This is a genomic window from Sediminicola sp. YIK13 (assembly GCF_001430825.1).
Lineage (GTDB): Bacteria > Bacteroidota > Bacteroidia > Flavobacteriales > Flavobacteriaceae > Sediminicola.
Map to the genome: position 1 here is coordinate 318065 of NZ_CP010535.1, position 23355 is coordinate 341419.

The following is a 23355-nucleotide window of genomic DNA, read 5'->3' on the forward strand; positions in this document are numbered from 1 at the left end:
CTATTTTTTAAAATATTTAAAGGGTACAAATAACATTCCAAAACATTCTCCGTCTCCTTTTCCCAAATGTTTATGGTGCATTTTGTGTGCTCTTCGTACGCCTTTTGCGTACCAGTTATTGGCGTTTCTAAAAATTTTGAAGCGTTGGTGTATAAAAATATCATGGACCAAAAAATAAGCCGCTCCGTAGGCCATAATGCCAAAACCAATAGGCATTGCATACCAAAAAGAGGTATTCCCTGAAATATAAAAACAGCTCATGCTGATGACCGCATAAAAAATAAAAAATGCATCGTTTCTTTCAAACCAAGAATTGTGATTCTTTCTGTGATGGTCTTTGTGGAGGACCCATAAGAAACCGTGCATGATGTATTTATGGGTAAACCACGCCATAAATTCCATGATGGAGAAGGTGATTAAAAAGATGAGAATCCCAATTAAAATATTCATTACACTAGTTTTAATTTACAGTTGACATAAGATTTGGCCAATAGTTGAAATTTTTGATAGTTAGGAACGCTTATTCGGGCATTTTTTATTTCCAATGGGGGTGTATTCTGAAGTTTTTGCAGCAATTTTGAATAATATCTGTAGGCCGTATATACTCCAAATTTAGCCTCATTGGGGAGCTGAACAATCCCTGAATATCCCAAGTCAAAGTCAGCTTTGATTTCTGCCACTATTCTTGATTTGGAGGCCTCGTTTAGCTCATTTAAATTGGTATTGGGAAAATAGGTCCTGTTTAAGGTCTCAAAATCTGCTTTGAGGTCACGAAGGAAATTTACTTTTTGAAATGCACTTCCCAGAGCCATAGCAGATACTTTTAAGCGTTCATATTCTTTTTCATCGCCCTTCACAAATACCATGAGGCACATAAGCCCAACGACATCCGCAGAACCATAGATATACTCTTTATACTCCTCATCGGTGCGATATACACTTTTGGTGAGGTCCATGCGCATGCTTTTCATAAAGGAATCGACAAGGTGCATTGGTATCTTATAGCTATGAAACGTATGCTGAAAGGAGTTTAAAATTGGATTTAAACTTATTTTATGGGTGAGGGCGTGGTGCAAATCCTGTTCAAATTTGTTGAAGAGTTCGGACTTGTCATAATCATGAAAGGTGTCTACAATTTCATCGGCAAATCTAACGAAGCCATAGATATTGTAAATGTCACTTCTGATGGAAGTTGCCAGCATTTTTGTGGCAAGGGCAAAAGAGGTGCTATAGGATTCCGTTACAGTTTTGCTGCATTGAAAGGAGACGTTATCAAATATGGCTTTCATAATGCGGATATTAGTTATTCATAGCAATTAGTTCAGATACAAGTTTTCCCGAAATCAATGCTGGTGGTACACCTGGTCCGGGAACAGTCAATTGACCCGTAAAAAAAAGATTTTCCACTTTTTTACTTTTTAATTTGGGTCTTAGAAAGGCAGTCTGCAACAACGTATTGGCCATGCCGTAAGCATTGCCTTTATAAGAGTTGTAGGCCTCCTTAAAATCATTTACACAAAACGATTCCTGAAATATAATATTTTTTTCCACTTTTTCACCAGTCCTTTTTTCAAATCGTTTTATAATCAGCTCAAAATATTGAGCCCTTAGCTCAGGAGTATCTTCCAAGCCAGGAGCAATGGGCACCAAGAAAAATCCGGTTTCACATCCTTCTGGGGCCATGCTGGTATCTGTTACCGAAGGAAAATTGACATAGAACAAAGGATCGCTAGGCCATTTTGGAGTGTCATAAATTTCCTCCGCATGTTTTTCAAAATTTGTATCAAAAAAGAGATTATGATGCTCTATATTTTTCAGTTTCTTATCAAAGCCCACATAGAACAACAAAGAAGAAGGGGCAAAGGTCTTGCTTTCCCAATAATTCTCAGAATATTGTCTGTGTTCCTTATCCAATAAGGTTTCCGAGTGGTGATAATCGGCACCACTAAGAATAACATCGGCCTGCATTTCTTTTCCATTCACCCGAATTCCTGTGGCTTTTTTGTTGGAAACTATAATTTTTTCCACTGGGCTATTGGTATGTATCTTCACTCCCAATTCTTCTGCGAGGCTCCTCATGGCTTTTATAATTTCGTACATTCCCCCTTTGGGGTGCCATGTACCCAGACCAAAATCGGCAAAGTTCATGAAATTATAAAAGGAAGGGGTTTTACTAGGTTTGGCCCCTAAGAACAACACTGGAAATTCCAAGGTTGATACTAATTTGGGATTTTTAAAATCTTTACGTACTTGCTGACTTATCGTCTTAAAGAATTGATCAACTCGCAAGACAGTTTCTTTGGTCACCAACTCAAATGGAGAAAGCCCAGGGCGTAAAACTATTTTATTGATAGCTATATCATAATTCTCTTGGGCTGTTTTTATAAATTTTCGCAATCGGACAGAGCTACCCTTCTCAATTCGCTCAAACTCCTCACAAATTTTGTCCATCTGGTCACCGATAGTGATCACATCATCAGAGAAAAAGATTTTATAAGCCGGACTTAGTTTGTCCAATTGGTAATAATCGGAAGTTTTTTTGTTGAAGTCCTTGAAGAATTTATCAAAGATATCGGGCATCCAATACCAACTTGGTCCAATATCAAAAGTAAAGCCATCTCTTACAAGTTGCCTGGCCCTTCCGCCTACGGTATCGTTTTTTTCATATATGGCAACCTCATGACCCTCTTTGGCCAAATAGCAAGAAGCTGATAGGGCGGAAAAACCCGAACCTATTATAATTATTTTTTTACTCATGTTAGGATGTTAGTGGTATGCTCTTGTTTTATAATTCTTGAACCAATTGCTCTATGGATTTAAAGGCACGCATGGAGGGAGGTAAAATGGATTTGTCCAGATTCTGAATTTGATAGCCAAGGATCCATAATTTCGACTTCCCATCTTGGTTTACATTTGTAGTGAACTCTTCAAGATACTTATTAATTTTTTCTTTTGAGGGTTCAACAGTAAAATAGGATATGAAATGTAAACTCTCGTAGTATTTGGTCAAATCTGTTAGACATTCTGTTGGCACCGTTTGGCCTAAATAAATAGACTTATAGCCCCTAAGGTTAATCTCATAATTGAGAAATAGCAGTCCTAATTCATGAATTTCATTTTCCGGTAAAAACAGTACAAAAGTCTTATCCTTCCGGGTAGGCTCATTGCTATGTAATTTATCGGTATTGATGATGATCTTTTGTTTGATCAAATTGGTGATAAAATGCTCATGGGAGGGACTGATCGTATCCGTTTGCCATAAAAGTCCCAATTCATTGAGTAGGGGAATAAACACATCGTAGAAGATGTCCCTAAATGATTTATCTGCCAATAACCTGTTGTAGGTATTGAAAAACATGGTCTGGTCAAAATTTACCATGGCCAATTTAAAGGCGTTGATGGAATGATTTTTAAAACTGTTCCTCGCCACGATTTCTTTTACCAATAAGGGAATTTCCTCCTCGGGAACTTTGGCTATTTTTGAAATTTTATATCCGTTGTTGTAAAGGAGTGTAATGTTCAGCAGTTTTTGAAGGCTGGCAAGACTGTAATTTCGAATGTTTGTTGAGGTTCTTTCTGGAGATAATAGATTGTACCTTTTCTCCCAAATTCTAATTGTATGAGCCTTTATACCTGAAAGGTTCTCCAGGTCCCGTATGCTAAATATTTTCTTTACGTTGTTCATTCTTTGTTTAAAATGGTTAAACAAATTTACAAGAAATATTCAAGCAAGTGTTAAATACCTAGTTAATTTTAATAAAATATTATGGTGTATTATGGATATAAAAAAAGGACAGTATGATTTATAAGATAAAATGGATATCTTAAATTGCTGTTAATACGTCCCTTAAAAATTCAATAGATGTCTAAAAGCTCTAAGCACACCCGTAAAGATTTTATAAAAACCCTTGGAACAAGTGCCTTGGCAGTTGCTGGAGTGCCTGCTATATTAACTGCAAACACTAAAAAACCAATCTCGTATTTGACCAGAGAGCGGTACGCGGCCAATTCCAATATACAAATAGCTTTAATTGGGGCTGGTGGAATGGGAAGTCAAGATACGTACACAGCACTTAAACACGATGGAATAAAATTGGTCGCCGTTTGTGATCTCTACGATGGTTATTTGAAAAAGGCAAAAGAAAACTGGGGATCAGATTTGTTTACCACCAAAGACTACAGGGAGATTCTGAACCGTGAGGATATAGATGCTGTAATTATTGGTACGCCAGATCATTGGCATAAACAAATATCAATTGATGCCATGAGGGCTGGGAAACACGTTTACTGTGAAAAGCCCATGGTCCATTCCTTGGATGAGGGGCATGAAGTAATCCAAACCCAAAAAGAAACAGGCATGGTCTTTATGGTTGGCAGCCAAGGGCTATCGTCCTTGGGCAATGAGAAAGCTAAAGCACTTCTTGAAGAGGGCGCCATAGGTGACATTAATTTTGCAGAGGGTTTCTGGGCAAGACGGAGCCCAATAGGTGCCTGGCAATATAATATTCCCAACGATGCCTCTATGCAAACGATAGATTGGGATACTTTTATTAAAAACACCAATAAAATACCTTTTGATGCTACTCGGTTTTTTAGATGGAGGAATTATAAGGACTATGGTACGGGAATGTCTGGAGATCTATTTGTACACCTTTTTTCCAGTTTGCATTTTATAACTAATTCCTATGGCCCAAACCAAATCTATGCTTCGGGAGGGCTGCGCTATTGGAAGGATGGGAGGGAAGTACCAGATGTACTTCTCGGAGTGTTTGATTATCCAGATAGTCCACAACATCCAGCTTTTAACCTGTCCTTGCGATGTAATTTTGTTGATGGCACTTCGGGTACTACCTATTTAAAAATAGTGGGCAGTGAGGGCTCTATGGATGTGGAATGGGACAAGATTACCTTGAAACGAAATAACGAACAATTTGATGACCCTTTTTTGGAGGCTAAATCGAAGGAACAGGGACAAAAAACAGGAAGAAAAAAAATAGTGCCTCAAGAAGAAATTGTCTACCGGGCAGAAGAAGGGTATCTAGGTGCCCATTATGATCATTTTGCCAATTGGTTCAATGCCATAAGAGGAGGTAGCCCAGTAACAGAGGATGCCATATTTGGGTATCGGGCAGCAGCTCCAGCGCTGGCATGCAACGACAGTTATTTTGAGGATAGGGCGATAAAATGGGATCCAGTGAAAATGAGAAAAATATAACATTAAAAAGGATGAAGGTACTAATGGGCATGGCATGTATGATACTAATGGTCTCATCGTGTAAACAAAAAATGAAACGAGAGGTGCAACCTGTTCAAGAGGATACTGAAATAAAAGCAAGTGATTGGGTGTCCCTAATGGATTCTACGAAGTGGCGGGGCTACAATATGGATCATTTGCCAAACAATTGGGTGATAGCCGATGATGTTATTGAATGTCTAGGGAAAGCAGGTGATATGGGCGGTGATATAATAACCAATGAACAATTTGAAAATTTTGAATTACAATTGGAATGGAAGATCAGCAAAGGGGGCAATAGTGGTGTTTTCTACAATGTAGTTGAGGACACCATTTACCATTCTCCTTATCAAACCGGACCGGAATACCAACTCTTGGACGATGTTGGCTTTCCAGAACCCATTGAGGACTGGCAAAAAACAGGGGCAGATTACGCCATGTTTGTCGCAAATGACAAGAAAATCCTCAAACCCGTTGGAGAGTGGAATGCCACTATTATCAAAGTGAATAACGGAAAAGTGGAACATTGGTTAAATGGGGAAAAGATTGTAGCATTTGATAGGGCCTCTAAGGAATGGAAGGAAAAACGCAATAGCGGAAAATGGAGCGACTATCCGGATTATGGTATGAGCAACATGGGCCATTTAGCTTTACAGGATCATGGGGCGGGGGTATGGTTCAAAAATGTAAAAGTCAAACGCTTGTAACTAAAAGCGGCGATCCGGATGGAATCCTTCAATATCCATCGATAATTTTTGATCAGATATTATTTCGGCAACCAATTTTCCGGTAGCTGGGCCCAGGCTCCATCCCATCATGGCGTGTCCCGTGGCGATGGTCAAATTATCATATCCTGAAGAACGCCCTATATATGGGAGGCCATCAGGAGAGACAGGTCTTAGGCCACACAGAGCTTCACTTCTTTCGGTTTCAGTGATCTCCAGCCCATCGTAATAGGATGTTGCGGCATTGGCTATGGCATGCACCCTTTCGGCTTTGATGTCATGGTTGATACCTGAAAATTCCATGGTTCCAGCGAATCTTGTAAATCCCTGCATGGGGGTAACCGCCACTTTGGCCTCCATAAGTATTGCAGGAAGGAGGATTCCTGTTTTGCGATGTACATTGATCCGATATCCCTTTCCAGGTTGAACCCTTAGTTTTAATTTTAGTTTTTTGGCAATTCCTTCGCTCCAGGAACCTGAGGCCAAAACAAATTCATCGGCCATATAGGTTTCCTTATTGGTTGTTACGGATGAAATTTTTCTGTTATGAAAAGAAAAGTCCAAAACTTCCTCTTTGGTTTTGAACACTACCCCCATGCGTTTTAGATAGTCCACTAATTTGGGCATCAGCTCTGTTGGGGTGGTATGGGCATCACATTCATAATGTATTGCCCCTAATATTTCACGGCTTAAATTGGGTTGAAGTGTGGTAAGTTCTTTTAGGGTCAGCGTTTTAACCTCCAGTCCTTCATCTTCGGCCCTTTTGGCTACTTCTGCTTCGTGCTTTCCTTCTTTTGCTGTTTTATAGAGCATTAACAACCCTTTTTTCTCTAGATGGAACTCGCCTAAATCCCCAGAATTGTATATCTCCGTATATAAATCCCTGCTTAAAAGATTAATGTCCTTGATTAAAGGGATCGCTTTTTCTACATTTTTTTTGGTGGAGGAAGCATTAAAATTCAAGGTCCATTTTAGGAAATCAAGATCCAAACGGGGTTTAATATAGAAAGGGCTGCTACTATTGAACATCATTTTAATGCCTTTTGCCATCATTCCGGGAGAGGCCAACGGAATAATATGACTTGGGGTAATATACCCTGCATTTACAAAAGAGGCTCCTTTGGTAAGGTCAGACTTTTCTATAACGGTAATATGATGACCTTCCTTTAATAGGTAATAGGCACTGCTAAGACCAATAATTCCTCCACCAACGATAATGATGTTCTTTCCCATATTTGCAAAATAAAGACTAACATCCCAATAGGATTAGGGCAAAGAAACTAAATTACAAAGAATTATGGTACGTGGATTATAACATAAAGAAACTTTTAAAGGTTAATTTATGCTCAGCAGTTTTGAGCCCACGACAGCCCCGAGGCTTCGGGGGAACCGGCACATCAACTTTTAATAATTAGGGTGGTCACAGGGAAAGCCTTTTATTGACAATGATATATTTTTCGGGACAATAGGGAATAAAAAAACCGCTAGAAAAGCGGTTTTGTGCCCACGACTGGATTCGAACCAGCACGTCCTTGCGAACACCACCCCCTCAAGGTGGCGTGTCTACCAATTTCACCACGTGGGCTCACGTAGGAGTTTGCAAATATAACCATGTTTTTTTACTATACCATTTCACTGGCAAGGTTGTTCAAAATATTTTTTTTTTGCGATACCGAGTATAAGAAATCCTTCTTCTAGGAGATATGGACCAATCGCCATCTTGTTAAGATAACCTATGCCAATACCAATACCAAGGTTGTTCCGTACGCAGGAATAATTAATTGGATCGAGCTTTTGAATTTACAGGAAACCGACACAAATAGGAAAATGTTCGGTTGTAATATAATTAGAGCAGGGAATAAGTGCAATCACTGGTTCTTTGAGGAAACCAATATTTGTAGGAAATTTCTTAGTTTTGTAAAATTATTATTGTATTTTATTCTCTATATTCAATATTATGAAACTTAATACGGTTTGTATTATCGACGATGACCCGATATTCGTTTATGGTACCAAAGTGTTGCTCAATTATAACAGTAGTTTTTGTTCAAACATTATTGTGTATGAAAATGGCAAGGAAGCACTGGATGATTTAAGGTTTATGCTAAAAACCAATAAGGAAATGCCTGAAGTCATTTTTTTGGACTTAAACATGCCATTTATTAACGGCTGGGAATTCTTGGATGAATTAAAAAAGATGGATCTCAAAAAAAAAATTAGGGTATATGTTGTTAGTTCCTCTTTAGACAAGATGGATGAAGAAAAAGCAAGAAAATATGACATGGTCGTCGATTTTATCAATAAACCTTTTACGGTAAACAAGCTGCAACAATTATTGGTGGCAACCGAAGGGGAATCAACTTAACCTCCATTTTATAAGGATCAAAATATAAGTAATACAATTCCAATAGATAGTAGAAGCGAAAAAGCCCATAAACATGGTGTTTATGGGCTTTTTTTTAATCATTTAAGATTTTGTGACCGGGCTGGGGCTCGAACCCAGGACCCTCTCCTTAAAAGGGAGATGCTCTACCAACTGAGCTACCAGGTCATTATTTCAACGCTAGCGTATTGCTGTTTGCGGGTGCAAATATAAGGGCATTATTTTATTTCACAAGCCTTTTTTCGAATAAATTTTATTTTTTTTGAAATCCCCTTTATTTGAATCATTTTTACTCAAAATTTAAAGATGAAAATAGTTTTGGTGGGTTATATGGGGAGTGGTAAGACCACTGTTGGTAAGGAGTTGTCCAAATATTTGGGTTTCAGGTTTTTAGACTTGGATGCTTACATTGAAGAAAAGACCGGAATGAAAATAGCTGCTATTTTTAAGGAAAAAGGAGAGCTTTTTTTTAGAAAATTAGAGCACCAATATTTATCGGAGGTCCTGGAAAAAAATTCTGAAATTATTCTTTCCACCGGGGGAGGTACACCATGCTATAGCGGTAACATGGAGGTCATTTCCAGACTTACCGAAAATGTATTTTATCTTAGGGTGTCCATTCCGGAGTTGGTAAAACGTCTTTCCAAAGAAAAGGAGCACAGACCCTTGATTGCCCATATAGAGGAAGCGGATTTGCCAGAGTTTTTTGGAAAACACTTGTTTGAACGATCCCCTTTCTATTCCTTGGCTGCCCATACCATAGCTAGTGATGGTGCACCACAGGACATCGCCCTGAAAATAAAATCGCTCTTACGCTAAGGAAACTGAGTCGTTCTTGGCCTTGAACTCTACTTTTATATGTTCTTGTAAGGAAGTGGAAAGGGAGATACCCTTGTAATCCGCTTTCACGGGATATTTTTTATGGTTTCTGTTTACCAATACAGCAGTTTTTAATTGTTTTAAAGGGACTCTAAGAAAATGGTGGACCCCATATATCAATGTAGTTCCCGAATTAAGGACATCATCTACCAACACGACTGATTTATTGGCGTACTCCTCCTCTGGGATGGAGGTCTGTACCCCACTCGCTACCGGATTTTTTTTGTCCATGGATACCTTACATAAGATGATGTCGGCATCCGTTATTTTTTGGAGCACCCTTCTAATTTTTTTTGCGAACAACAAACCCCCACCTTCGATCCCGGCTATTACAATTTCCGATTCCTCAACATTGGCCTCATAGATCTGGTAAGAAATCCGTTTTATTTTATGTTGTATCTGTATGTGTGAAAGTATTTGGTTCTGCATGAGGTGTTCGTTTACTTTTCAAAGATAAAGAACAGTTCTTTATCTTTTCGAGGTTGAATTGAATTATAGGCCCTCTCCAGTACTTTTATTTGAAAAGAGGGTTTGAAAAGATTTTCGTATTCTGTTTTACTGCCTCCAAATGGCGGTCCTTCTTCAGTCAGAGGGAAATCAAAGAACAAGCCCACAATCTTTCCGCTAGGTTTTAATAACGTTGCCATTTTTTGAACATAATCTATGCGGCGTATTGGGGGCAGGGCACAGAAAAAGGTCTGTTCCAGGATCAGGTCAAAACCATTTTGTTCAAGATCAAAGAAATCTACTTGTATTAATCGATCTTTAGGGAAGTCAGAGCATGCAGTTTCAATTCGCTTTAAAGGTTGTTCGGCCAGATCTGCCACATAAACATTCGTAAAGCCCAATTGGTGTAAGTAGGTCACTTCATAACCGTTACCCGCTCCGGGGATCAGAATTTTCATCTCTTTGTGTTCTAGTTGGTCAATATATTCCTTTAGAGGAGTGGAGACATAGCCAATATCCCATTTTAAATCCCCATTTTTATATTTGTCCTCCCAAAAATCCTTAGTCAGTTTCATCTTTATAATCGTCTATATCCCTTCGGTCTTTTTTTGTTGGCCTGCCGGTTCCCTTTTTGCGATAATAGCCCTTGGAATATTTTAATAGTTCGTTTTGGGCGAAGGCTTCTTTCGGGGTAGTGTCTACCCTGTAGATATCCACTAGCTTGGCGCCAACGCGACTTGGAGGGATGTCCAGAACGGTAAACTCGTAATTGATCTGATCTTTGCGGACTACAATTTTATCTGTCACATACACCTCTCTAGAAGGTTTTACGGCTTGTCCGTTTATTTTGATGTGACCTTTCTTGCAAGCCTCTGTAGCGATGTTTCTGGTTTTGAAATACCGAACACTCCAAAGGAATTTATCTATGCGCATAAACTATTGAAATTCTTTATTGATGACTTCCACAAAAATAAGGGAAAATTGTATCTTGCGGACCTTAAAAAGAGATTCATGAGAGTAAACAGAATATTTTTACTGTTTTTATTGATAGGAATGGTATGGTCATGTAAAAAAGATGACGGACCAGGTTTTGAAACCATTCCACCAAGGGCTTTGGATGAGGTGGTTTTGGAGAATGATGCTGCCATAAAGGAATTTTTGGAGACCCATTTTTATAATTATGAGGAGTTTGCCAATCCTACGGCAGAATTTGATTTTAAAATTAAAATAGATACCATCTCAGGGGATAACGCAGGAAAGACGCCTTTAATGCAGCAGGTACAATCGGAAAAGGTGGTCGTGACCAACGACGATCTTGGGCTTGAGAATGAACAAAGTGTAGAACATACCTACTATTATTTGATCGCTAGGGAGGGAGAAGGTGAAAGGCCTACCGTTGCAGATTCCACCTTTTTGAAATACGAAGGCTCCTTACTTGATGGAACCGTTTTTGATGGGAATACAAACTATTCCTGGCAGTATCTTCCATTTTTCCTTAGAGGGTATTCTAAAGGGGTGAGCAAATTAAGGGCAGGTAACAATATTGTCGTTAATGATGATGGTACTTCGAAAATTACAAACAGTGGAATTGGGTTGGTGATAATGCCTTCTGGGCTTGCTTATTTTAATCAAATACAGGGTGCTATCGCACAGTATTCTCCACTTATATTCAAATTGGATGCTGGGCTAGTGGTGACTAATACAGATTATGATAATGATGGGATTCCGTCTTTTATGGAAGATCTTAATGGGGATGGGAATTTAACCAACGACAATACAGACAGAGAGGCCGAGGTAAAGGCTAGAACGGGTCTGATTCCAAATCATTTGGATGCCGATGATGATGGTGATGGAACCCTTACCAGAGATGAAATCATAATTGATGCCAATGGGAATATTACTTTCCCCGATACCGATGGGGATGGTGTTCCTGATTACTTGGATAAGGATTCCAAATAAAGTTGTAAAATACATTCCATAAAAAAAGCCCGCTACACGTAGCGGGCTTTTTTTATATGGTTTATAAGTTCGATTACATCTTAAGGGACAAACTCAAGATAAGTTGATCTGGTCTTGTATCTATTCTATCATTAAATCTTTCAGCCGAAAGAACAGTTACCTCATTTTCACTAAATCCTCTTTCATACCTTAGATCCACTCCAAATTTTCCAAGGCTCAAGCCGGCACCGATATTTATACCTACGGTAACGTCATTTTCAACATCGCCAATGGCAACCCCATCAAAATCGGTATCCAAAATGTACTGAAGTGCTGGTCCTGCAAAAACATTCAAAGGCCCAACAACCTTTACTCCAATAAGTAATGGAGCATCTAATTTGCTCATGTCTAGACTGTTGTTGTCATAATCGGACTTGGTTTTGGTGTAGACCAACTCGGGTCTGAAATATACTCTATCTCCAATCTTGCCAAAGATTCCTAAATGATAACCTACATTTTTGTCCGGATTCTCATAGGCGTCTGCCGTGGAATCAAAATAATCTCCGTTACCAGCGTAGTTAAGACCTCCTTTGATACCAAATCCTGGTCCATTTTGAGCAAATGCCACAGCTCCAATACATGCAAAAACTGCTACTAAAAAAGTTTTTTTCATAAGTGTTCTTTTAAATTAGAAAACGTTGTGCAAGTAAGGCACAACTTTGTTAATTGATTAACTTAAAAAGAATTAATCTTGACACGAAAAGGTGAGGTTGTGGCACAAAAAAACCGCTAAAATATTCCACTATTTCTAGTGGGAAGTTTTAGCAGTTTATTTGAGTTCTGTACCACAGTTTTCTATGTTTAGAATCCTCATTCCCCTTTTAGGGATTTGATTATTTTCTTTTTAACACAGACACAACGGCTTTTTCTATTGCTTTATTGTTCAACCCGTATTTTTCCATTAACTCTTCTGGGGTTCCACTCTCACCAAAGGTATCCTTGGTAGCTACAAATTCCTGTGGTGCCGGATGGTTCAAGGTTAAGGTCCTAGCGACACTCTCTCCCAATCCGCCCAAGAAATTGTGTTCCTCACAGGTTACAACGCATCCTGTTTTCTTCACAGATTTTAAAATGGCCTCTTCGTCCAAAGGTTTTATGGTGTGTATATTGATCACTTCTGCGGAGATCCCTTGGGCCTCCAATGCTTCTGCTGCAATTAGTGCTTCCCATACCAAATGGCCTGTAGCGATAATGGTAACATCTGTTCCCTCGTTGAGCATTACTGCTTTTCCAATTTCAAATTTTTGGTCGGCCTGCGTAAAGTTCGCAACTTTTGGTCTTCCGAACCTCAAATAAACAGGACCTTCATAATCAGCAATGGCTATGGTAGCTGCTTTTGTCTGATTGTAGTCACAGGGGTTGAGGACCACCATGCCAGGAAGCATTTTCATAAGACCTATATCTTCCAATATTTGGTGGGTGGCACCGTCTTCACCAAGGGTCACCCCTGCGTGTGAGGCACATATTTTTACATTTTTATCAGAATAGGCAATAGACTGTCTGATTTGATCATAAACCCTTCCGGTGGAAAAGTTGGCGAATGTACCTGTAAACGGTATTTTACCGCCTATGGTCAATCCTGCAGCTATCCCCATCATATTGGCCTCGGCAATCCCAATTTGGAAAAAGCGCTCAGGATTCTCCTCTATGAATTTTTCCATTTTTAATGAACCTACCAAATCCGCACAAAGTGCAACCACATTGGGATTTGATCTTCCCAATTCTGTCAACCCGGCTCCAAATCCGCTTCGTGTATCGTTTTTTCCTTGATCTATATATTTTTTCATTTCTATATTTCTTTAGTGTAATGCCCTAAGGACACTGGTTTGTATAAGGGTTTGGATAAGATTAGTAGTCACCTAGCGTTTCGGGGTTTTGGGCCAAGGCAGTTGCCAACTGCTCATCATTTGGTGCCTTTCCGTGCCAAGCATGGGTATACATCATAAAGTCTACCCCATGTCCCATAATGGTATGTAAAAGAATACAGACCGGTTTTCCTTTGCCAGTTCTGTTTTTGGCTTCTTTTAAACCTTTGATGATAGCTTCCAGGTTATTCCCTTCTTTCACTTCCAATACATCCCATCCAAAGGCTTCAAACTTTTTCTTTAGGTCACCCATGGGCATCACATCGTCTGTCGCCCCATCAATTTGCTGGCCATTGTAATCAATGGTCGCTATGATATTATCCACCTTTTTACCGGCAGCATACATTATTGCTTCCCAGTTTTGACCTTCCTGTAATTCCCCATCACCGTGAAGGGTATATACTAATTTGGAATCCTTGTTCAGCTTTTTAGCTTGTGCGGCACCTAGGGCAACGGACATTCCCTGGCCCAATGAACCAGAAGCTATCCTTACTCCAGGAAGCCCCTCATGAGTAGTTGGGTGTCCCTGCAAACGGGAATTTATCAATCTGAAAGTATTCAATTCTTCAACGGGAAAAAATCCTTTTCGTGCCAAAACACTGTAGTACACAGGAGAGATATGTCCATTGGATAAAAAGAAAAGATCTTCCCCAATACCATTCATGTCAAATCCTGGTTTAAGCTCCATAACTTCATTGTACAAGGCCACCAAAAATTCTGTGCAGCCCAAAGAGCCTCCAGGGTGTCCTGAGTTAACCTTATGTACCATCCGTACAATGTCCCTACGTGTTTGTATCGTAATATCCTGTAATTCTTTTGTTGTTGGCATTTCTTATCTTATTTTATAGTTCCCAAAAGTAAACGGTATCTTTTGGGTATACAAGTATGATTTGTTATATTTTGTTAACCATCAGGACAGTGGGTCAACTTTATTTTTTTGTTAAGGACATTTGAGGCTTAGTTGATTATATTTGCCGTCTTAAACAGAGATTTGGAATTTACATTATTACATACAGACCCCAACAGTAAAGCACGTGCCGGTAAAATGGTAACGGATCACGGTACAATTGAAACCCCAATTTTTATGCCTGTAGGTACGGTGGCCTCGGTAAAAGGGGTGCACCAAAGAGAATTAAAAGAGGATATTAATCCCGATATCATCCTTGGAAATACCTATCATCTATATTTAAGACCCAAAACAAGGATTTTGGAAGAAGCCGGGGGCTTGCACAAATTTATGAACTGGGACAGGAATATTTTAACCGATAGCGGGGGCTACCAGGTATATTCCCTTTCCGATAACCGCAAGATCAAGGAAGAAGGGGTAAAGTTTAAATCCCACATAGATGGTTCCTATCATGTGTTCACCCCAGAAAATGTTATGGAAATACAGCGTACCATTGGTGCCGATATTATCATGGCTTTTGATGAGTGTACGCCATACCCTTGTGATTACAACTATGCAAAAAGGTCCATGCACATGACGCATAGGTGGTTGGAACGTTGTTTGACGCACTTGGAAAAAACACCTTTTAAATATGGGTACTCACAAGCATTTTTCCCTATAGTTCAAGGATCGACCTATAAGGACCTTAGGAGGCAATCAGCAGAATATATTGCTGGCGTTGGAGCAGTAGGAAATGCCATTGGAGGATTATCCGTTGGAGAACCTGCAGATGAAATGTACGCCATGACCGAGGTTGTTACAGAAATTTTACCGGAGGATAAGCCTCGTTACCTCATGGGTGTGGGGACTCCTATCAATATTTTGGAGAATATAGCTCTGGGAATAGACATGTTCGATTGTGTTATGCCAACACGTAACGCCCGTAATGGGATGTTGTTTACGGCAAATGGTACCATCAATATAAAAAATAAAAAATGGGAAGATGATTTTTCCCCTTTGGACGAAATGGGAATCACCTTTGTCGATACAGAGTATACAAAGGCCTATTTAAGACATTTGTTCGCCGCCAATGAATATTTGGGCAAACAAATTGCAACAATTCACAACCTAGGCTTTTATCTTTGGTTGACCCGTGAAGCGAGAAAGCATATTTTAGCTGGGGATTTTTACGAATGGAAAAATATAATGGTAAAACAAATGGATAAGAGGCTGTAATGTTGACCATCTTAGATAAATACATATTAAAACGTTATCTGGCTACCTTTACAGTGATGCTGATGCTTTTTATTCCTATTGGGATCATGGCCAACCTTGCGGAGCAGATAGGGAAAATGATAGACAATGAAGCACCCTTGAACGAGATCGCTTATTACTATCTAAACTTTACCATCTATATAGGCAGCTTGCTGTTTCCCATCTTTTTGTTTTTATCCGTAATCTTCTTTACTTCAAAACTGGCCAATAACACGGAAATTGTGGCTATTCTTAGTTCCGGGGTTTCCTATGGTAGGTTCTTAAGGCCTTATTTTATTGGAGCCTCTATTATAGCCATTATTATGTTTGTTATGGGGATGTTCATTGTGCCCAATGCCAGTAAGGGATTCAATGAGTTTAAATACAAATACCTAAAAAAAGGCAAACAGGACAGGGTCACGAGCAATATTTTCAACCAATTGAATGAAAATGATTTTATCTATGTGAGCAGCTTTGACCCGGCCCGGCAACGTGGTTATAATTTTACCTTGGAACATTTTAATGATAAGGACCAGTTAGAATATAAAATATCGGCAGGGAATATCAGATGGAAAGAAAAAGATAGTGTCTATGAGTTGACCTCATACATAAAAAGAACGCTGGTGGATAACAAGGAAGTGGTGGAGGCCAAACGTAAACTGGATACCATTTTTAATTTTCAGATAGATGACCTGACCCCGGTTTCCTATATAGCGGAGACCAAAAATTTATTTGAACTTAATAGTTTTATTGAGGCACAACGTAAAAAAGGGGCCTCCAATATCAATAGTTATCTATTGGTAAAGTATCGAAGATGGGCATTGCCTGTCACTGCATTTATACTGACGATTATCGCCGTTGCGGTGTCAGCAGCAAAACGCAGGGGCGGCATGGGTGTGAACCTCGCTTTCGGGATAGGGGTGGCCTTTATCTATATCTTTTTTGATAAGGTTTTTGGAACCTTGGCCGAACAATCTGGATTTTCTCCAATGTTGGCAGTCGTTTTGCCCAATGTTGCCTTTGGGATTGTAGGATTTTATCTGTTGCAGAATGCCAAACGATAAACTCAAGAATTACCTCCATCTTCATCTTATTGTTTTTATCTGGGGATTCACTGCCGTACTTGGCAAGCTGATAACGGTTGATGCCTTGCCATTGGTTTGGTACCGCATGTTCATGGCTTCCGGATTAATTTTTTTCTATATCGCCTACAAAAAGTTTTCACTTCGGGTGTCCAAAAAGACCTTGCTCATTTTAATTATTGCGGGGGTGGTCATCACCTTGCATTGGATTACTTTTTTTAAGGCGATTAAAGTATCCAATGTTTCAGTGGCACTTGCCACCATGTCCACCGGAGCCTTTTTTACGGCATTATTGGAACCAATTTGGTATGGTAGAAAAATAGTCTGGTACGAGATCCTCTTTGGGCTAATTGTAATGCTGGGTCTCTACCTTATTTTCAATGTAGAGTCAACGTATGTGGAGGGGATTGTTCTGGCCCTTATATCGGCCCTATTGTCGGCCACTTTTTCCCTGATTAATGGGAAACTGATTCAAACGGAAAAGCCATCGGTCATTTCCATATACGAAATGGCAAGTGGGGTGGTATTCTTGTCTATTTATTTTTTTTTTAGTGGAAGCTTTACGACAGACTTCTTTCAGCTTTCCTCCGATGATTGGGTGTATATTTTTATTTTGGCGTCCATATGTACGGCCTATGCCTTTATAGCTTCGGTAAAGGTGATGAAGTATATTACTCCATATACCGTCATGTTGACTATTAATTTAGAGCCCGTTTATGGTATTTTCTTGGCTTTTATTATCTTAGGGGAAAGTGAGAAAATGGATCCCATGTTTTATATTGGGGCCCTGGTGATTCTTTCCACGGTAATTGCCAATGGTATTCTAAAAAATTGGACAAGGTTAAAAAGTAAAAGAGTTCGCTAAGGTTCTCCTTTAAAGTTTTATATTTGTCTGCTTTTATAATTTAAACTGTAGTTTCATGGAGTATTTGGATTTTGAACTTCCGATCAAAGAACTTGAAGAACAATTAGATAAGTGCATGGTTATTGGAAAGGAGAGCGACGTTGACGTAACGGAGACCTGCAAGCAAATAGAGAAAAAGCTTTCCGAAACCCGAAAAGAAATCTACAAAAACCTTACAGCTTGGCAAAGGGTGCAACTTTCGAGACACCCAAATAGGCCATATACCTTGGATTATATCAATGCTATCTGTGGCGATACCTGGTTGGAACTTCACGGTGACAGAACCGTAAAGGATGATAAGGCCATGATAGGAGGATTGGGCAAAATTGGTGACCAAACGTATATGTTCATCGGTCAGCAAAAAGGCTACAATACCAAAACAAGACAATATAGAAACTTTGGGATGGCCAATCCCGAAGGGTACAGAAAGGCTTTGCGCTTGATGAAGTCAGCAGAAAAATTTGGCGTACCTGTGGTATGTTTGATTGATACTCCAGGTGCATATCCCGGAATTGAAGCGGAAGAACGCGGACAAGGAGAGGCCATTGCAAGGAATATTTTGGAAATGACCAGATTGAAGGTGCCGATTATCGTATTGATTATTGGTGAAGGTGCTTCAGGTGGAGCTTTGGGGATAGGAGTAGGAGATAAAGTTTTGATGTTGGAGAATACGTGGTATTCTGTAATTTCTCCTGAATCGTGCTCTTCCATTCTTTGGAGAAGTTGGGAATATAAAGAACAGGCAGCAGAATCATTGAAACTGACTTCTACTGACATGAAGAAGTTGAAGCTTATTGATGAGGTGGTCAAAGAGCCTGCTGGTGGGGCCCATGCCAATAGAGAAAAGACTTTTGAAATCGTAAAAAATAAAATTAGCTCACATTATGAGGAGTTAAAAAAGTTATCACCAAAAGATTTGGTGAATGCCCGAATGGATAAATATGCCAACATGGGTGTCTTTAATGGCTAATAAGCTCATTTAAAAAACTTTCTTAAAATCTGGAGGATTCAAACTCCAGATTTTTTTGGTTATCAACACAATTTCGTAACTTATCAACACCCTTATTGTTAACTAATGGTGAACATCCTATGACCCTTATTATTGTTAACTAAAGGTTAAATAGTATACTTTAGCACCCATGGAAAAACCAAGTCCGATTGTCGGTCGTAAAATAGATCAATCTGCTTTAATCAACCTTGAGAGGGGAAAAATACCGCCTCAAGCAGTTGATTTAGAGGAAGTTGTGATTGGAGCGATGATGATAGATAAGAAAGGGGTAGATGAGGTAATAGATATTCTACATCCCGATGTGTTCTATAAGGACGCCCATAGATTCATTTACGAGGCCATCTTCAAACTGTTTGAGACCTCGGAACCAGTGGATTTATTAACCGTTTCTTCCCAATTGAAGAAAGACGGGAAATTAGAGGCAGCAGGAGGGGATTTTTATTTGATAAAACTGACCCAAAAAGTAGCATCCTCTGCCCATATTGAGTTCCATGCACGTATTATCCTTCAAAAATATATACAGCGCAGCCTGATAAAAATTTCCAGTGAGATCATTCAAGAGGCATATGAAGATGCAACGGACGTATTTGATCTTTTGGATACCGCAGAAGCCAAATTATATGATGTTACCCAAGGAAACCTAAAACGTTCCGCCGAAACTGCCCAGAATTTGGTAATTCAGGCCAAAAAGAGGATAGAAGAGATCGCCGGAAAAGAAGGCCTTAGTGGCGTTCCCTCCGGTTTTGATAAGTTGGATAAATTGACCTCAGGATGGCAACCCAGTGATTTGATCATTGTAGCTGCCCGTCCCGGTATGGGTAAAACGGCTCTTACCTTGTCCATGGCAAGGAATATGGCCGTAAATAACAATATTCCCGTGGCTTTTTTCTCTTTGGAGATGTCCTCGGTCCAATTGATCACCCGTTTGATTTCTTCGGAAACCGGACTGTCCTCAGAAAAACTGAGAACCGGTAAACTCGAAAAACACGAATGGGAACAGTTAAATGTAAAAGTAAAGGCATTGGAAAATGCCCCATTGTTTATAGATGATACCCCGTCCCTTTCTATTTTTGACCTTCGGGCAAAGGCAAGGAGATTGGCCTCACAACACGGTATAAAAATGATCGTTATTGATTATTTGCAATTGATGACAGCAGGGGGGAGTCAAAAAGGAGGGAATAGGGAACAGGAAATATCAACCATTTCCCGAAACCTTAAGGCTCTGGCCAAGGAATTGAACTGTCCCGTTATTGCACTATCACAATTATCCAGGGCCGTTGAGACCAGGGGAGGAAGTAAAAGGCCAATCCTTTCGGATCTTAGGGAATCTGGAGCAATTGAGCAGGATGCGGATATTGTTGCCTTTATCTATCGTCCTGAATATTACAAAATTGACGAATGGGATGATGATGAACGCACGCCAACCGCCGGTCAGGGTGAATTTATCGTCGCAAAGCATAGAAATGGTGGTCTGGAGAACATAAGATTGAAATTTATCGGTAATCTCGGTAAATTTGACAACTTGGACGATTTCGATTCTCCTTTCGAGTTCCAATCCAAGATGAATGCCAATGAGGATAACCCGTTCATAACAAAAAATCTCCCGAATGCCGATGAGGCTTTTGGAAGTTCTATGAACGATGATATGGATATGGATGACAGTGAGGTTCCTTTTTAAAAACAAAAACGTAATAGCACCCTCCCGAATAATCTCGCGAGGGTGTTTAATAGTGTTTTTATTTCTCTCTTTCTTTGTTTCGGCATCCAACATCCTAATTCCAATGGATGCAGATAGTCAAAAAAATCATTTAAAAGCATACGGGATTACCTACTGGGTACTCACCAAACAACAAAAGGTACAATGGTTGTTGAACTATAGGGGAGGGGCATTTCTGCTGCCCGATGGGGATAACATCCGCAAGGAATGCCAAATCCGTGGTGTTTCCTTTGAAATAATCTCCGATGCCCAGGCTGAGGCCATCTTATCAGAAATTAGTAGTCCTTCAAAAAATCAGGAAGCCGTAATTTTGGAAAAAGCACCAAAAATAGCGGTCTATTCCCCTAAAGAAAATTTGCCGTGGGACGATGCCGTGACCATGGTACTCACCTATGCCGAAATTCCCTATGAAACCATTTATGATGAAGAGGTACTGAACAATAAACTCTTGTTGTTTGATTGGTTGCACCTTCACCACGAGGATTTTACCGGGCAGTACGGTAAGTTTTATGGAGCCTACAGGGCGGCACCCTGGTATTTGGAGGGAAAGGCGCAGGCAGAAAGCTTGGCCGCTAAATTGGGATACTCAAAAGTTTCAGAGGAAAAAGGGGCTGTGGCCAATGCAATCCGCAATTATGTGATAGGTGGCGGATTCATGTTCGCCATGTGCTCGGCTACCGATAGTTTTGATATTGCCCTGGCTGCAGATGGGGTGGATATTTGTGAACCAATGTTTGATGGCGATCCCTCAGAGGCCAATTACCAAAATAAGTTGGACTATAGCAGAACCTTTGCGTTTACCAACTTTACCTTGGAACGCAGTCCGTTACAGTATGAGTTTTCTTCTATAGACATGACCACCAAAAGGGGGATGGTGCCTAAGGAGTCCGACTATTTTTCGTTGATGGATTTCTCGGCAAAATGGGATCCGGTACCAACCATGTTATGCCAAAACCACACCTCCCTTGTCAAAGGATTTATGGGACAGACCACGGCTTTTGCCCGTAATGAAATAAAACCGACGGTAATGGTGTTGGGTGAAAATAAAATTAACGGGGAGGCGCGCTATATCCATGGGATCAAAGGAAAGGGGTTCTTCACCTTTTATGGGGGCCACGACCCAGAGGATTACCAACATAGGGTAGGGGATCCAAAAACAGAATTGGAACTGCATCCTACTTCTCCAGGGTACAGATTGATCTTGAACAACGTCTTGTTTCCCGCTGCCCAGAAGAAGAAACAAAAAACCTAAACCTTCTTATGGGCTATGAGTTGTTCCAATATATGCTCTACCCCATTTTCATCATTACTTTTGGTTGTGTAATTGGCTGCCTGGAGCACATTGGGGTGTGCATTGGCCATGGCAAAGCTATAATCTGCCAAAGCCAGCATTTCCAGATCATTGTTGTAATCCCCAAAAACCATCGTTTCTGCTTTGGTAATGTTATGTTTTTTTTGAACCTGTGCCAAGGCAAAACCTTTATGGGCGTTCTGATGGGATAGGTCCAACCAGTTTTCTCCAGAAATCTTAACCTTTAGATCATCCTCCAAATGTTTAACTGAGGGATATATAAATTTCTCAGAGTTTTCAAAATGATACACAGCTACTTTTAGGACCTCCCCTTCAAAAGTGGAAATATCCTCCATGACCGTATATTCGGAATAGTATTCCTTCAATTTATTCAAAAACTCACTGGAATTCCCGTTGAGATATGCGTTTCTTTTCCCGCAAAGTACGGCGTGGGCTCCATGTGCATTTTCAAGGGATTTCAGGATAGTATCAATATACATTTTATCCATAGGGGTGGAAAGAAGTTCCTGCTCTTGATGCATGGCGAAACCTCCATTTTCTGCAATAACGATTATTTCATTTTTAATGGATTGCAGTTTGTGAACAATACTGTTGTATTGTCGTCCACTAGCTGCAACAAAGAGAATGTCCCTTTTTTTGAGCTCCTCAAAGAGTTCAAAGAAACGTGCACTTACTTCATGGTTAGAATTCAACAGGGTGCCATCCATGTCCGTTACCACCATTTTTATTTTTGATAAATCCATTACTGCATTTTTATTAGGATACAAAGGTATTTGTTCTTAGGGCAAATGTGGAAACTATGAAAGTAAAGTTTATGGTATTTTTGTGATATAAGCAAGGAGTGTCATCTTTGGAGAATAGGAAACATACATCATTATGAAATTTTATCAATCAGAAATAATTCTACCGCCCTATAAGAGGGGCTTCCATATTATAACAGCTCATATTGTCAATGCTCTTCCAGAACTTAAAAGCATTGATATAGGCATGTTGCAGGTTTTTATTAAACATACATCCGCAAGTTTAACCATTAATGAAAATGCGGACCCTACTGTGCGAATGGATTTTGAGAGCCATATGAATGTAATGGTTCCTGAGAATGCCTCTTATTACCAGCATGATTATGAAGGTTCAGACGATATGCCTGCACATATCAAGTCTTCATTGATGGGAGTCTCGGTACAGGTTCCAATTACCAATGGAGCATTGAATTTGGGCATATGGCAGGGCATATATCTATGTGAGCATAGAAACCATGCCGGAGGAAGAAAGTTGGTGGTTTCTACCTTCGGTCAATAGTAAATAAACCGAATATTCGTAAATTAGGGATATGTTTTAAAATTGGAATACTATGGGAGCAAAAGAGGATATCTTAAATAAAATTCAAATCTTGATAACCAATCATTTTAAAACCCCTGAGGAAGCATTTGCCTTCTTTGATAAGGATGGGGATGGTAAAATGACTAAGGGTGAGATTGTGGAGCTTTTAAAAAAAGCAGAGATCAATGGTTTTATTCGGGGAATGGTATCTACCAAATTGGTTGAAGGCTACGATAAATCTGGCGATGAGCTCATAGATTGGCAGGAGTTTAAACAGGCCATCTCGAAAATACAGTAAATAAAAAAATCCGATTCAAATGAATCGGATTTTTAATAAGCGA

General features: G+C 39.7%; 25 protein-coding genes and 2 tRNA genes. 13 read left to right on the top strand and 14 right to left on the bottom strand.

Annotated elements, in window-relative coordinates:
- The 4 genes from SB49_RS01450 to SB49_RS01465 are packed head-to-tail and all read right to left on the bottom strand — an operon-like array spanning nt 1 to nt 3685.
- The gene (locus SB49_RS01450; protein WP_062053180.1) at nt 1-450 is read right to left on the bottom strand and encodes a sterol desaturase family protein; all 450 of its coding nucleotides are present in this window, start codon (nt 448-450) and stop codon (nt 1-3) included.
- Nucleotides 450-1289 carry a phytoene/squalene synthase family protein gene (locus SB49_RS01455; protein ID WP_062053182.1) on the bottom strand — a complete coding sequence of 280 codons (840 nt, stop codon included), beginning with the start codon at nt 1287-1289 and terminating at the stop codon, nt 450-452. Before SB49_RS01455 ends, SB49_RS01450 begins: the two co-directional genes overlap by 1 nt.
- A 10-nt stretch (nt 1290-1299) precedes the next feature.
- Nucleotides 1300-2757 carry a phytoene desaturase family protein gene (locus SB49_RS01460; protein WP_062053184.1) on the bottom strand — a complete coding sequence of 486 codons (1458 nt, stop codon included), beginning with the start codon at nt 2755-2757 and terminating at the stop codon, nt 1300-1302.
- Nucleotides 2758-2785: 28 nt separating this feature from the next.
- Nucleotides 2786-3685: a MerR family transcriptional regulator gene (locus tag SB49_RS01465; RefSeq protein WP_062053186.1), complete on the bottom strand. Its 900-nt coding sequence runs from the start codon at nt 3683-3685 to the stop codon at nt 2786-2788.
- Nucleotides 3686-3862: 177 nt separating this feature from the next.
- Between SB49_RS01465 and SB49_RS01470 the strand changes: the two genes are divergently transcribed.
- On the top strand, nt 3863-5215 hold the full coding sequence (locus SB49_RS01470; RefSeq protein WP_062053189.1) for a Gfo/Idh/MocA family protein: 1353 nt from the start codon (nt 3863-3865) through the stop codon (nt 5213-5215).
- Nucleotides 5216-5286: 71 nt separating this feature from the next.
- Entirely contained in the window at nt 5287-5940 is a 654-nt protein-coding gene (locus SB49_RS01475) for a 3-keto-disaccharide hydrolase (RefSeq protein WP_235537808.1), read from the top strand.
- Here the strand turns inward: SB49_RS01475 and SB49_RS01480 are convergent, their stop codons facing one another.
- Both SB49_RS01480 and SB49_RS01485 read right to left on the bottom strand, forming a co-directional pair.
- Entirely contained in the window at nt 5941-7191 is a 1251-nt protein-coding gene (locus SB49_RS01480) for an NAD(P)/FAD-dependent oxidoreductase (protein WP_062053191.1), read from the bottom strand.
- Between the two features lie 268 nt (nt 7192-7459).
- Nucleotides 7460-7543 (bottom strand) — tRNA-Leu (locus tag SB49_RS01485).
- Nucleotides 7544-7915: 372 nt separating this feature from the next.
- On the opposite strand from SB49_RS01485, the gene SB49_RS01490 reads away from it, so the two are divergent.
- On the top strand, nt 7916-8323 hold the full coding sequence (locus SB49_RS01490; protein ID WP_062053193.1) for a response regulator: 408 nt from the start codon (nt 7916-7918) through the stop codon (nt 8321-8323).
- Between the two features lie 113 nt (nt 8324-8436).
- On the opposite strand, the gene SB49_RS01495 is transcribed toward SB49_RS01490, so the two are convergent.
- Nucleotides 8437-8509 (bottom strand) — tRNA-Lys (locus SB49_RS01495).
- Nucleotides 8510-8647: 138 nt separating this feature from the next.
- On the opposite strand from SB49_RS01495, the gene SB49_RS01500 reads away from it, so the two are divergent.
- Nucleotides 8648-9160: a shikimate kinase gene (locus SB49_RS01500; protein ID WP_062053195.1), complete on the top strand. Its 513-nt coding sequence runs from the start codon at nt 8648-8650 to the stop codon at nt 9158-9160.
- On the opposite strand, the gene SB49_RS01505 is transcribed toward SB49_RS01500, so the two are convergent.
- The 3 genes from SB49_RS01505 to SB49_RS01515 are packed head-to-tail and all read right to left on the bottom strand — an operon-like array spanning nt 9152 to nt 10600.
- Nucleotides 9152-9649 (bottom strand): phosphoribosyltransferase domain-containing protein, encoded by a 498-nt coding sequence (locus SB49_RS01505; RefSeq protein WP_062053197.1) that lies wholly within the window; start codon nt 9647-9649, stop codon nt 9152-9154. The two genes, SB49_RS01500 and SB49_RS01505, sit on opposite strands and share 9 nt — an antisense overlap.
- Before the next feature lie 11 nt (nt 9650-9660).
- Nucleotides 9661-10242: a methyltransferase domain-containing protein gene (locus SB49_RS01510; protein WP_062053199.1), complete on the bottom strand. Its 582-nt coding sequence runs from the start codon at nt 10240-10242 to the stop codon at nt 9661-9663.
- Nucleotides 10229-10600, bottom strand: a complete 372-nt coding sequence (locus tag SB49_RS01515) for an RNA-binding S4 domain-containing protein (RefSeq protein ID WP_062053201.1) — start codon at nt 10598-10600, stop codon at nt 10229-10231. Before SB49_RS01515 ends, SB49_RS01510 begins: the two co-directional genes overlap by 14 nt.
- 78 nt (nt 10601-10678) lie before the next feature.
- Here SB49_RS01515 and SB49_RS01520 point away from each other — a divergent pair, with 78 nt between their 5' ends.
- Nucleotides 10679-11626, top strand: a complete 948-nt coding sequence (locus tag SB49_RS01520) for an FKBP-type peptidyl-prolyl cis-trans isomerase (protein ID WP_145758341.1) — start codon at nt 10679-10681, stop codon at nt 11624-11626.
- A 73-nt stretch (nt 11627-11699) separates the two neighbouring features.
- Here the strand turns inward: SB49_RS01520 and SB49_RS01525 are convergent, their stop codons facing one another.
- The 3 genes from SB49_RS01525 to SB49_RS01535 form a co-directional block, all read right to left on the bottom strand.
- Entirely contained in the window at nt 11700-12278 is a 579-nt protein-coding gene (locus SB49_RS01525; RefSeq protein WP_062053205.1) for an outer membrane beta-barrel protein, read from the bottom strand.
- 220 nt (nt 12279-12498) lie between these two features.
- On the bottom strand, nt 12499-13452 hold the full coding sequence (locus SB49_RS01530) for a transketolase family protein (protein WP_062053207.1): 954 nt from the start codon (nt 13450-13452) through the stop codon (nt 12499-12501).
- A gap of 61 nt (nt 13453-13513) precedes the next feature.
- Complete coding sequence (locus SB49_RS01535) at nt 13514-14359, bottom strand: transketolase (protein WP_062053209.1); 846 nt, start codon at nt 14357-14359, stop codon at nt 13514-13516.
- 162 nt (nt 14360-14521) lie between these two features.
- Here SB49_RS01535 and tgt point away from each other — a divergent pair, with 162 nt between their 5' ends.
- The 6 genes from tgt (at nt 14522) to SB49_RS01565 (ending at nt 21634) form a co-directional block, all read left to right on the top strand.
- Nucleotides 14522-15652, top strand: coding sequence for a tRNA guanosine(34) transglycosylase Tgt (gene tgt, locus SB49_RS01540; RefSeq protein WP_062058739.1), 1131 nt, complete (start codon nt 14522-14524; stop codon nt 15650-15652).
- The gene (locus tag SB49_RS01545) at nt 15652-16734 is read left to right on the top strand and encodes an LptF/LptG family permease (protein WP_062053211.1); all 1083 of its coding nucleotides are present in this window, start codon (nt 15652-15654) and stop codon (nt 16732-16734) included. The genes tgt and SB49_RS01545 overlap by 1 nt, the downstream gene beginning before the upstream one ends.
- Nucleotides 16721-17617, top strand: a complete 897-nt coding sequence (locus SB49_RS01550; RefSeq protein WP_062053213.1) for a DMT family transporter — start codon at nt 16721-16723, stop codon at nt 17615-17617. The genes SB49_RS01545 and SB49_RS01550 overlap by 14 nt, the downstream gene beginning before the upstream one ends.
- A 55-nt stretch (nt 17618-17672) precedes the next feature.
- On the top strand, nt 17673-18626 hold the full coding sequence (locus SB49_RS01555; protein ID WP_062053214.1) for an acetyl-CoA carboxylase carboxyltransferase subunit alpha: 954 nt from the start codon (nt 17673-17675) through the stop codon (nt 18624-18626).
- A gap of 169 nt (nt 18627-18795) precedes the next feature.
- Nucleotides 18796-20343, top strand: a complete 1548-nt coding sequence (gene dnaB / locus SB49_RS01560; protein ID WP_062053216.1) for a replicative DNA helicase — start codon at nt 18796-18798, stop codon at nt 20341-20343.
- 103 nt (nt 20344-20446) lie between these two features.
- Nucleotides 20447-21634 (top strand): hypothetical protein, encoded by a 1188-nt coding sequence (locus SB49_RS01565; RefSeq protein ID WP_062053218.1) that lies wholly within the window; start codon nt 20447-20449, stop codon nt 21632-21634.
- Here the strand turns inward: SB49_RS01565 and SB49_RS01570 are convergent.
- Entirely contained in the window at nt 21631-22437 is an 807-nt protein-coding gene (locus tag SB49_RS01570) for an HAD family hydrolase (RefSeq protein WP_062053220.1), read from the bottom strand. The genes SB49_RS01565 and SB49_RS01570 overlap by 4 nt on opposite strands.
- Nucleotides 22438-22570: 133 nt before the next feature.
- On the opposite strand from SB49_RS01570, the gene SB49_RS01575 reads away from it, so the two are divergent.
- Both SB49_RS01575 and SB49_RS01580 read left to right on the top strand, forming a co-directional pair.
- A complete protein-coding gene (locus SB49_RS01575; protein WP_062053222.1) occupies nt 22571-22993 on the top strand; it encodes a secondary thiamine-phosphate synthase enzyme YjbQ in 423 nt (140 codons plus the stop codon).
- 52 nt (nt 22994-23045) lie between these two features.
- Complete coding sequence (locus tag SB49_RS01580; RefSeq protein ID WP_062053224.1) at nt 23046-23312, top strand: EF-hand domain-containing protein; 267 nt, start codon at nt 23046-23048, stop codon at nt 23310-23312.
- Nucleotides 23313-23355 lie beyond the last annotated feature (43 nt).